Source organism: Pseudomonas phytophila, assembly GCF_025643095.1.
In the GTDB taxonomy this organism is placed as follows: domain Bacteria; phylum Pseudomonadota; class Gammaproteobacteria; order Pseudomonadales; family Pseudomonadaceae; genus Aquipseudomonas; species Aquipseudomonas quasicaspiana.
Genome location: NZ_CP081201.1, coordinates 740,687 through 751,949, shown reverse-complemented (window position 1 = coordinate 751,949; position 11,263 = coordinate 740,687). Strand labels below are relative to the sequence as shown.

The following is an 11,263-nucleotide window of genomic DNA, read 5'->3' as shown; positions in this document are numbered from 1 at the left end:
CCCCCTGCAAGTGTCGGGCTATTCAGACCGCCTACCCTAAAGTTCCTAAAAAAGCCTCTACAAACACAAATAAGGAAATTTCCTACAAGATTAAAGGAATGTCCTCAGATATTTCTGTAGTCCATTTCTATTAAATGGCGCCTCTTTTAAACAAGCAGCATTGTTTTCAATGCAAGGTGTCGTTACATGTGTATTACCAAGTTTGCTCTTCGCAAACCTTCTACCTCTCTAGCGCTGGCAATTGGCCTTACTTTCGCGACCATTGATCCCGCTGGAGCCGCAGCGCTAGCTCCTGGTGAATCGGCAACTGTTAATGATGGCGACACCGTAGAAGAATGGTCCCTCCGTAGCGCTACCCTGGTAATCACGCCGGGTGGAAAGACCGATGCTATCCAGGCTACTACCGGCTCTAATATCACTATTGACGGAGGTTCCGTAACAACATCGACAACGAGCGGTATATTGCTGACAGACAGCGATGTAACGCTGACCAACACCAATGTCACCTCTACTGCTTCTTACGGGATTATTGGCGTCACGGATATCAACGGCCTCTTGACCGGATCGAAAATCACTGCCGTCAATAGTGTGATCCAGGGTGTAACGCGTGGTGTATCAGCTTCATTCAACAGCATCGTCACGCTGGACGGAACTTCGGTTTATGGCACTGGCACGGGTATCGATGGCGCTATTGACGGCGGCGTAGGTATGGTTCTGGTAGGGGCGACGGCTAACGTACAAAACGGCAGTAGCATCACGGGCGACAATCGTGGCATCGTGATGCTCTCCGACCAGTTCGCGAACTCCGAAAAGAGCACCCTGAAGCTGGACAACTCATCGGTTACCGGCAAAACCGGCAGCGCCATTTTTGTTTCGGAAGGTTCCAGGCCTAATTCGGTTGCAGCCATCGACGTCAACAATGGCTCGACCCTGACGGGTGGCAACGGCGTGATTCTCGAAGTCGAGAAGAATTCCACCGTCCAGTTCAACGTCAACAACAGCCGTTTGATCGGCGATGTATTGGTCGAGAGTGGGTCGGTTGCAGATCTGGATCTGAAAAACCATGCGAGCCTGACCGGCACCATCACCAACGCCACTTCACTGACCATCGACGATTCGTCGCGCTGGGTCATGGAAGGCAATTCAACCGTAGGCAAACTTAGCCTGAACGATGGTCTGGTTGATCTGCGCGGCACCGATGGCAACGCCAGTTTTCATCAACTGGATGTCACCGAACTGAACGGTAGCGGCACCTTCGCACTGGGCACCGATCTGGCTGCCAATGCAGGCGACCAACTTAATGTGTCCGGAACAGCAACTGGCAACCACAAGTTGCTGGTCGAAAACACGGGTGCAAACCCGAAAGCGGGGGATGCGGATCGCCAATTGGTGCATATCGAAGGCGGCGACGCGCAATTTGCAGTCGACAGCGAAGACGGTCTCGTGGATACCGGCACTTACGCCTACGCACTGGAACAACGTGCGAACGGTACGGGCGGCAATGACTGGTTCCTGGTACAAACCGGTGAGATATCAAAAAGCACAGAAGTCGCCATCGGCTTGTTCAGCGCAGCGCCGACTGTCTGGTACGGCGAGTCCGCCACACTGCGTAGCCGTATGGGCGAACTGCGTATCGGCAGCAACGAAGGTGGCGGCTGGATGCGCACCTATGGCAACAAATACAACATGTCGGCCGGCAGTGGCGTTGAATACTCCCAGCAACAGCAAGGCATTTCATTTGGTGCCGACATGCCAGTCGCCAGCAGCAATGGTCAGTGGCTGGTAGGTCTGATGGGCGGTTACAGCAAGTCCAATCTGGACCTCAAGCAGGGTAACAAGGGCAAGATCGACAGTTACTACGTAGGTGCGTACAGCACCTGGCTACTGGATAACGGCTTCTATATCGATGCGTTGATCAAGGCCAACCGCTTTCAAAACTCCGCCGATGTGACGATGCGCGACGGAGCAAAAACCAAAGGTGATTACACCAACCACGGCGTGGGCGGTTCGGTTGAAGCCGGTAAGCACATCAGCTTTGATGATGGCTGGTTTGTTGAGCCTTATGCACAAGTGTCGGCGCTGTGGGTCAGTGGTGAACACTACACGCTGGATAACGGTATGGACGCCAGCAGCAACCAGGCTGACTCGGTGCTCGGCAAAGTCGGTAGCCACGCAGGCCGCAAATTTGCTTTGAAAGAGGGCGGTTTTGTACAGCCTTATGTCAAGGCCGCCGTGGCCCGTGAGTTAGTGACCTCCAACAAGGTGACCATCAACGATTCCCGCTTCCATAACGACCTGTCGGGGACCCGTGTGGAACTGGGTGCTGGTGTTGCGGCGCAATTGACGGATGTACTGCAAGTGCATGCAGACTTTGATTACATGAAAGGCCGCAATATCGAACAGCCGTGGGGCGTGAATGTGGGCGTACGTTACAACTGGTAGTTATTGACCGCTTTTTGAGGGCCCTTACTGGGCCCTTTTTTATATAGCCCGGCCCGAAATATACATTATCGCGATTGGCTATACCCGCCGCCCCGTAAAACGGCTTTGGAATCATAGCCTGTTTTATCATCGCGATTCGGTTCATGTACTTTTTCACGGCGGCTAAACACCTGGCCTAAACTCGGTATATCACCCACCATTAATGATCTCGTCTAACACGGACCAAAATCACCTATTGATTTAAAGCTTTATTGCCATGGAGGCAATGATGACTATTAAAGCCCGGTCTGCCGCATTATTGCTCATCTGCCTGCTGCTTCATGGTTGCGTATCTAACCTGTTCACCCCGGCTGACGACCGTCAAACTACCGTCCCCGCAGGACAAATACACCCCCTTGCTCTGGATCTGCCTCCGGCCACTATGACAGAAGCCCCCAATGGGGAATTGGTACTGGATAATCTGGGGGCCAATGCCAACGTTACGTTCACTTACCCCGCAATTGCCGACACGCACACCGCCGGGCTGCGCTGGACAGGCAAAACCACTTACAACGCCCCCCATAAGACTGTGGGCGCAGCTCGCCCGGTAGCGTTCACCATCCCAAAAACAACCCTTGAACTGGATTCTGGTGAGACAGGCGTAGTTACCTACACCGTGGGTGTCGGCGATAACCCGATCGAATATTCGCGACAGCTTTCTATCCGGGTCATTGGCACACCTGCTCCCAATCCTGACTATCCTCCCCCAACCGTGCCCTCCGCTCCCAACGGCAAGCTTGATCTGGCCACGGCGGGAGAAACGGTGACCATCACCGCAACCTACCCGTCCATCACCAATGGACACACGGTCGGGATGCGATGGACGGGCAAGGCCATTTATGACATTCGCCCTGTCCAGACAGTTGGCGCCACACGGCCGCTGGCCTTTGCCATGCCCAAGGCAGAGATCGCCAAGGATCTGGGTACCCAAGGCTACTTTACCTACAGTGTCGGCGTTGATGGTAACCCGCTGAAAATCTCCGAGCGGCTCCCGATTGAAGTCATCAATCGTCCTCCACCTGATGGTGCAGCCATCGCGGAAGCGATCAATACCCGGTACGGCAATACTGCAACAAGTTGCGCAGGTAATACTCCGTCATTTTACTGCAACGGGGTGATCATTCGCTCCACCCAAAACGGAAATTATGACCCTTGGAATCCAGCCAATAGCGCTATTACATTAGGTGGTGTTTCGTTTACCTATATGAGGGCCGATGCGGGCGTTACAAACCTTTATCACCACAGTGGTTTTATCTTTGCAGCTCAGGCTGACGCGATTGCGGCCAACAAGGCCATGGAATATCTCTGCATATACTCTAGCGATGCCGGAACGCTGAGTGCTGGCCGTAAAGACAAAGGCTGTGGTATCAGAACACGAAGCATCTCAGAGGCGGATTTGAGTTCCTGCACAGCTGTGAACGTGCGGACACTTGAACAGTGGGTTACGTATTCAACACCTTTAACCGCTCCGTCGTATCAATGCTCATTGAGCGCCCAGGATGCGGCTCAGTTTCAAGTCAGTGTGGAAGCGCGCGCGTATACCGCACTTAGTGTGTGGCGTCAGTGGAATGAAATAATGGTTACCACCTGGCCACAGGACACGGGCGACAAGCTGCCACTTGAAGCGTTCTTCTGGAAGACCAACGTACCCGCATCGCTGGAAGAAGCTAAAACTTATCAAACTAAATTCAAGACGAAAACCGGACTGTGGGTGCCCGTTATCCGGCTCGACTTTACGCAGGTCAATGCCAAACCGTTTAGCTATGACGCCGGTGACCAGGCGGTTCAGCCTTGATCAAAAAACAGATAAAGGCGTGAAGATATTTGTGAGCTAGTACCACGAATCACCGTCACCTGGCGGTGTTATTCGAAGAGAGGCCATATGATTACAAAGACCGTTCAGGCAGTTTTGTTGTGCATGAGCCTGCTGATAAGCAGCTGTTCCGTGGTGCAGCAATTATCGGTCACCGATGAGCAATTACATCCACGCGCTCTGGACCTTCCTCCAGCCACGGTAACTGAAGCGCCCAATGGCGAACTTGTCCTTCAAAACCTTGGCGCTAATGCCAACGTAAACGTTACGTACCCTGCGATCACTACCGGTCATAGCGTGGGACTACGATGGACGGGTAAAAACGTTTACAACGCCCCCGTGCAGACGGTCGGCGCGACCCGCCCATTAGCGTTCACCATTCCAAAAACCACCCTCGTACAAGATGCTGGCGGCAACGGTGTGCTGACCTATAGCGTCGGAGTGGGTGGTGATCCACTTGAGATATCACAACCTCGCGCCATAAAAGTCATCGGCACACCGGCACCGGGTGGTGATTATCCAAAGCCTGCAATGCCAGCCGCACCCAACGGCAAGCTTGATCTGGCAACGATGGGGGCAACGGCACCCGTCACCGCTACTTACCCAGGCATTACTAGCGGCCACAACGTCGGCATGCGTTGGAAAGGCAAATCCCAGTATGACGCTCCACTGCAGACGGTAGGCGCCACCCGCCCGCTAACATTTGAAATTCCAAAAGCAGAGGTAGCCAAGGACGTAGGGGGCACGGCTGTTTTGACCTACAGCGTGGGTATTGGTAATGATCCACTCAAGATCTCAGAGCCACTTTCGATTGAGGTAATCAACGCACTCCCCTCCGATGGAGCCGCAATAGCCGCGGCACTTAATGCCCGGTATACCGATACGCGGGCAAGTTGCCCGGGCAATACGCCGGCGTATTACTGCAACGGGGTGGTGATACGTGGAACACAGAACGGAAACTTTGACCCTTGGAATCCGTCTGCTGGCGCTATCGCCGTGGGCGGCACCTCTTTTTCGTATATGAGAGTCGACGCCAACGTTACGCCTATACGCGATAGCGGATTGATATTTACCTCACAGGAAAAAGCGATCGCCACCAATAAGATCGTCGAGTACCTGTGCATTTATGTTCACAACGCCAGCACTTCTGGGAACATGCGCGACAAGGGTTGTGGAATGAGGCCCAGAAGTAATATCGCTGCCGATTTGAGTTCCTGCGCCAGTATCAACGTTCGAACATTGGCGCAGTGGAGTGCCCACGCAGCTACCCTTCCAAGTGCAGCGTATCAGTGCTCATTGAGCACTCAGGACGCGTCGCAGTTTCAGGTGAGCATTCAAGCCCGGGCAAATATAAATTTCCCTTATAAAACGGCATGGAATGAGGTGATGATTGCCACTTGGCCGCCGGACATCGGAAACAGGCTGCCTATTGAAGCATTCTGGTGGAATCCGGCTAAAGCGTCGGTGGCTGAAGCAAAGGCCTACCAAACCAAGCTCAAGAATAAGACAGGCCTTTGGGTGCCAGTCATAAGGGTCGACGCTGCGCAACTCAACGGCAGACCTTTCAGCTACAACGCAGCGGATCAAGCGGTTCAGCCGTGATCAATCTTGATATCCTGCCAAAAACGACCTGTTCGTAGCCATTCAGGACAACGTCTCTTGTAGAGAGGCCTGTCCGCTACCAGAATCGCTCCATACCTCAGAAAAAATGGAGCGCCCGGGATGATGCACGCGGACTTGATTGACCAGGAAGATCTGATCAGCCAGCTACGATCAATTGGCTTCGAAGTGCCTGCGGGCGCAACTGCCGAGCAGGCCTGCGCGCAAGTTGTATGCGGCCTGACCGACGGTCGCGCCACCGCATTGAAGCGCCTGGTGGAGCAGATGCTGACCGGCAGCGCGACGATATTACCGGCGGTGAGACAGGCGATTGATAAACAGCTGTTGCCGGGGCTGGTGGAGTACAAGCAGGGCCGTGGTTAAGCGTTTTGTGGGAGGGAACTCATTCGCGAAGGGGACGGTACACCCGATGCATATCCATCGCCCGACATGCCGCTTTCGCGAATGAATTCGCTCCCACCTCAGATCGGTACCTGAGCTCAATTTGTCGGCGTCAGGCACAGCCCGGTGGGAGCGAATTCATTCGCGAAGGGGTCATCCGCGAATGAATTCTCTCCTGCATGTGTTCAAAACATCACACGCTTACCCAAGCGACTCCACACTTAGGCTGCGTCAGTGTTTGCGTTATCGCTCATCGCTGAGGGAAACTCTTCTCACCAAAACCTCCTTGGTGAATCGAGGCTCAACCAGTACCTCGATATTGTTGGTAGTCGCTACATTCGAGACAAACAAATCAAACGTAGTGGTCGCCCAGTCATCAGACACAGCAGGATAGTACGTCCTGAATATGGCATTCGATGACCAAAGCAAGTGCACTTGCCCTTTATCCTCCTCAGTACCATTGACCACTTTCAATTCAACGGCGAGCAAGAACCGCCGGGGTTGTACATCCGCGATTCGAACGCTTTGGTTCAACTTGTCACTGTCGTTTAGTACCGCATGATAGCGACCATCCTCTTCGACAATATCAATGGTGGAACCCATCACGGGACGCCAAGGGTCCAGCTTGCCGGTACCGAAGTCACCATTCTGTATATGTTCCATGATCTAACTCCCTGAGTTAAAAACCTCAATCCCTGTAATAAGCAATTGCCTCCAACTCGCCAAATACTGAACATGCCCGTACAGGGTTAAAGAGCTGAAGGACCTCCTTCAGTCCAGGACCACTGTGGGACGAAAAAAACAGGGCGTCTACTGTCAGACATGACAGTCCGTTGGTCGCTGCAAAGGATGAAACGGGTATTCATCGGCGTCAGGTAAAAACCTGTGGCAGCGAATTCATTCACGAAGGGTCGGTACATCCTATACATCTCTATCGCCCGATATGCCCCCTTCGCGAATGAATTCGCTCCCACCTCTAGATAGTCAACCGGGCTCAATTTTTCGGCATCTGGCAAAGCCCCTGTGGGAGTGAATTCATTCACGAAGGGTCGGTACATCCGATACATCTCCATCGCCCGACATGCCGTCTTCGCGAATGAATTCGCTCCCATCTCTAGATAGTCAACCGGGCTCAATTTCCGGAATCTGGCAAAGCCCCTGTGGGAGTGAATTCATTCACGAAGGGTCGGTACATCCTATACATCTCCATCGCCCGACATGCCGCCTTCGCGAATGAATTCGCCCACCTCTAGATAGTCAACCGGGCTCAATTTCCGGAATCTGGCAAAGCCCCTGTGGGAGCGAATTCATTCGCGAGGCGTTGGTACATCCGATACATCTCCATCGCCCGATATGCCGCCTTCGCGAATGAATTCGCCACCTCTAGATAGTCAACCGGGCTCAATTTCCGGAATCTGGCAGAGCCCCTGTGGGAGTGAATTCATTCACGAAGGGTCGGTACATCCGACACGTACCTAACGCCTGTCATGCCGTCTTCGCGAATGAATTCGCTCCCACCTCTAGATAGTCAACCGGGCTCAATTTCCGGAATCTGGCAGAGCCCGTGGGAGTGAATTCATTCACGAGGCGTTGGTACATCCGATACATCTCCATCGCCCGACATGCCGCTTTCGCGAATGAATTCGCTCCCACCTCTAGATAGTCAACCGGGCTCAATTTCCGGAATCTGGCAAAGCCCCTGTGGGAGTGAATTCATTCACGAAGGGTCGGTACATCCGATACATCTCCATCGCCCGACATGCCGCCTTCGCGAATGAATTCGCTCCCACCTCAGGTCGTTACCGGAGCTCGATTTGTCGGCGTCAGGCAAAGCCTTGGGGGATACCAATAAAGCCTGTTACAACCTCACGCTCGCAAACGTCGACTCATTCCTGGCCTGGCTCAATGCCGACAATGGGCCGGACAGCGGTGCGAGGACCATGGCTTGCGGAATTGGCATCATGGCGACTTGCTGTGTGGTGTTGGAACCTACGCGCTCGTCACGCGGCGGGATGCCGAAGTACTCGCGGTAGCACTTGGAGAAGTGCGGCGTCGATACAAAGCCGCACACCGAGGCGACCTCAATGATCGACATCGGCGTTTGCTTAAGCAGCTGCCGGGCACGGATCAGGCGCAATTTGAGGTAATAGCGCGACGGCGAGCAATGCAGGTATTTCTGGAACAAGCGCTCCAGCTGACGCCGGGAAACAGCGACATAAACCGCCAGTTCATCAAGGTCAATGGGCTCTTCAAGGTTGGCTTCCATCAGCGCAACGATTTCCTGCAGCTTCGGCTGATTGGTGCCAAGCATGTGCTTGAGCGGCACACGCTGGTGATCTTGCTCGTTACGAATGCGCTCGTAGACGAACATTTCAGAAATGGCGGCCGACAGTTCACGACCATGATCACGGCTGATCAGGTGCAGCATCATGTCCAGTGGCGCGGTGCCGCCCGAGCTTGTAAAGCGGTTGCGGTCCAGGGTGAACAGGCGAGTACTCATGGCCACACGGGGGAAGGCTTCCTGCATCGAGGCCAGACATTCCCAGTGCACGCTGCAATCAAAACCATCGAGTAGACCCGCACACGCCAGCGCCCAACTGCCGGTGCATACGGCGCCGAGACGCTTGGACTGACGCGCCTGGCTCTGCAGCCAGCTGACGTGTTCACGAGTCACCGTGCGCTGAATGCCCACGCCGCCGCAGACAATCACCGTGTCCATCGCCGGGGCCTTGTGCATGGCCGCGTCGGGAGTGATTTGCAGGCCATCGCTGGCCCAGACCTGACCGCCGTCGGCACTCAGTGTGGTCCAGCGATACAATTCGCGACCTGACAACTGGTTCGCCATACGCAGAGGCTCAACCGCTGATGCGAGGGATATCAGAGTGAAGTTATCCAGCAGCAGAAAGCCGATGGATTGTGGTGCGCGATTCTGGGGTTGGGCCCCGGAGTTGAACGATGTCATCACAGTATCTCCTCACTAAGCGGTTGGAGGCCTCAGGCGGAGGCTCTTGTTATTGCCCCATACGAAGCAGGGCTTTGTGATGACAACGCAAATGCCATGCCTAAAGTTGAATGGCTATTCAATAACCCCTGAAAACGACGTCGCGATGCGTCTAGTCAGCAGCGACCTGAGTTGTCGATTAGCGACGTCCACACGTGTTGCGACCCGCGCTGTGCATGGCAGTTGAGCAATTCGGTAGCACTTGTGTGCCGGGATCCAAGAGGGATGTATCAGGATGTCACTCAACGCACGGCACAGCACAGATCCAGTGCCGACGAGACGTAGCACTGCGCCATGTTTAAGGGCTTGCGCGCCAAAAGGTGGCGGTCATCGGGGTGGGTGTTCGATAAGTGCGCACCTTTCAATCCAGCCCCATCGTATGCCTTTGCGGGAACTGTCGAAGGCTGCGAATGGATTGTCATGCCGACAGTTGTTTCGCAGCCTTCGGCAGCTCCTACAGAGACTGATAAGCGTCGGCTGGGGAACATAACACCCAAATGAACATCCAAAACCACCGTGATGAGTGGTTTAAGGGCTAACGGCAAGCGCTGCTGCGGCTGCTACGCTCTTGCTGTTACCTGCCGTGGTGCGCACATCATCAGGCATTTGCAACGCCTGTGGCACCCCGTAACGACACGCACATCCCCACCAACGTCGCCCGTGATTCGCTGAGTCCCGGTGCGATGGCTTATGCCGGTTTTAGCTGCGTTTGCGCGGTAAAAGAGACCTTACGGCATGGAAAAAACCTGTAAGCGACGTCACCGACACTGGATACGACGCCCTGTGTACTGGTTACGACGCCCCCTGTAGGCGTTTGATTTTTGCTGTTACATGATCGGTATCGACTCGTTCGCCAGCGCAGTGGAAGAGCCTTGATCAAACGCCTTGTACTTCAGCCGAAAAAAACACCAACCGTGTCAGCTCGCGAAGCTGATGACGAGAAAAAAACACCAAGGGAGTCCATTTATGAAAGGTTCTAAATCGTTGCTACTGGCTGTTGCGCTGGGCTTACCAATGCTGGCGCAAGCCGCCGAGCCCGAGCAGTGCAGTACGGTCAACTTTTCGGATGTCGGCTGGACAGACATCACTGTCACCACCGCCGTCACCAGCGCCGTTCTCGAATCCCTCGGCTACAAAACCAAAACCACGATGATTTCCGTGCCCGTGACTTACAAGTCCCTGGCCGATGGCAAGAACATGGACGTGTTCCTTGGGAACTGGATGCCGACCATGGAAAACGACATCAAGCCTTATCGTGATGCAGGCACCGTCGAGACCATTCGCGCCAACCTCGAGGGCGCCAAATACACCCTCGCCGTCCCTGAAGAGCTATATAACAAAGGCCTGAAAGATTTCGCCGATATTGCCAAGTTCAAGAAAGAACTGGACGGCAAAATCTATGGCATCGAGCCTGGCAACGACGGCAATCGTCTGATCCAGAGCATGATCGACAAGAATGCTTTCGGCCTGAAAGACGCCGGTTTCAAAGTCGTTGAATCCAGCGAAGCAGGCATGCTCTCCCAGGTTGACCGCGCCCAACGCCGCAAGACCGCCGTGGTCTTCCTGGGCTGGGAGCCGCACCCGATGAACAACCGTTTCAAGATGAAGTACCTGACGGGTGGCGACGAGTATTTCGGTCCTAACTTCGGCCAGGCCACCATCTTCACCAACACCCGCAAGGGCTACGCCCAGGAATGCAGCAACGTTGGCCAACTGCTGAAAAACCTGTCGTTCACCCTCGACATGGAAAGCACGCTGATGGGCAAGGTTCTGGACGACAAGCAGAAGCCTGACGCCGCCGCCAAAGCCTGGCTCAAAGCCAACCCGCAAGTGCTCGATACCTGGCTGGCTGGCGTGACCACCATCGACGGCAAGCCTGGCCTGGAGGCAGCAAAAGCCAAGCTGACAAAGTAAGCAGACAGGCAGGCGGGTACGCCCGCCTGTTGTCCCCCTTCCCCCCCGCAAGC

General features: G+C 54.5%; 7 protein-coding genes. 5 read left to right on the top strand and 2 right to left on the bottom strand.

Features of this window, described 5'->3' with window-relative positions:
• Window positions 1-462: 462 nt before the first annotated feature.
• The 4 genes from K3169_RS03275 (at window position 463) to K3169_RS03260 (ending at window position 6,277) form a co-directional block, all read left to right on the top strand.
• Complete coding sequence (locus K3169_RS03275) at window positions 463-2,442, top strand: autotransporter outer membrane beta-barrel domain-containing protein (protein ID WP_263269936.1); 1,980 nt, start codon at window positions 463-465, stop codon at window positions 2,440-2,442.
• A 268-nt stretch (window positions 2,443-2,710) separates the two neighbouring features.
• Window positions 2,711-4,276, top strand: a complete 1,566-nt coding sequence (locus K3169_RS03270) for a hypothetical protein (protein WP_263269934.1) — start codon at window positions 2,711-2,713, stop codon at window positions 4,274-4,276.
• 87 nt (window positions 4,277-4,363) lie between these two features.
• Window positions 4,364-5,896, top strand: coding sequence for a hypothetical protein (locus K3169_RS03265; protein ID WP_263269932.1), 1,533 nt, complete (start codon window positions 4,364-4,366; stop codon window positions 5,894-5,896).
• 120 nt (window positions 5,897-6,016) lie between these two features.
• Window positions 6,017-6,277, top strand: coding sequence for a hypothetical protein (locus K3169_RS03260; RefSeq protein ID WP_231677884.1), 261 nt, complete (start codon window positions 6,017-6,019; stop codon window positions 6,275-6,277).
• Between the two features lie 261 nt (window positions 6,278-6,538).
• On the opposite strand, the gene K3169_RS03255 is transcribed toward K3169_RS03260, so the two are convergent.
• Both K3169_RS03255 and K3169_RS03250 read right to left on the bottom strand, forming a co-directional pair.
• The gene (locus K3169_RS03255) at window positions 6,539-6,958 is read right to left on the bottom strand and encodes a hypothetical protein (protein WP_231677883.1); all 420 of its coding nucleotides are present in this window, start codon (window positions 6,956-6,958) and stop codon (window positions 6,539-6,541) included.
• A gap of 1,195 nt (window positions 6,959-8,153) precedes the next feature.
• Window positions 8,154-9,257: a GlxA family transcriptional regulator gene (locus tag K3169_RS03250; RefSeq protein ID WP_027899603.1), complete on the bottom strand. Its 1,104-nt coding sequence runs from the start codon at window positions 9,255-9,257 to the stop codon at window positions 8,154-8,156.
• 1,005 nt (window positions 9,258-10,262) lie between these two features.
• On the opposite strand from K3169_RS03250, the gene K3169_RS03245 reads away from it, so the two are divergent.
• Window positions 10,263-11,210: a choline ABC transporter substrate-binding protein gene (locus tag K3169_RS03245; protein ID WP_027899604.1), complete on the top strand. Its 948-nt coding sequence runs from the start codon at window positions 10,263-10,265 to the stop codon at window positions 11,208-11,210.
• Window positions 11,211-11,263: the final 53 nt, after the last annotated feature.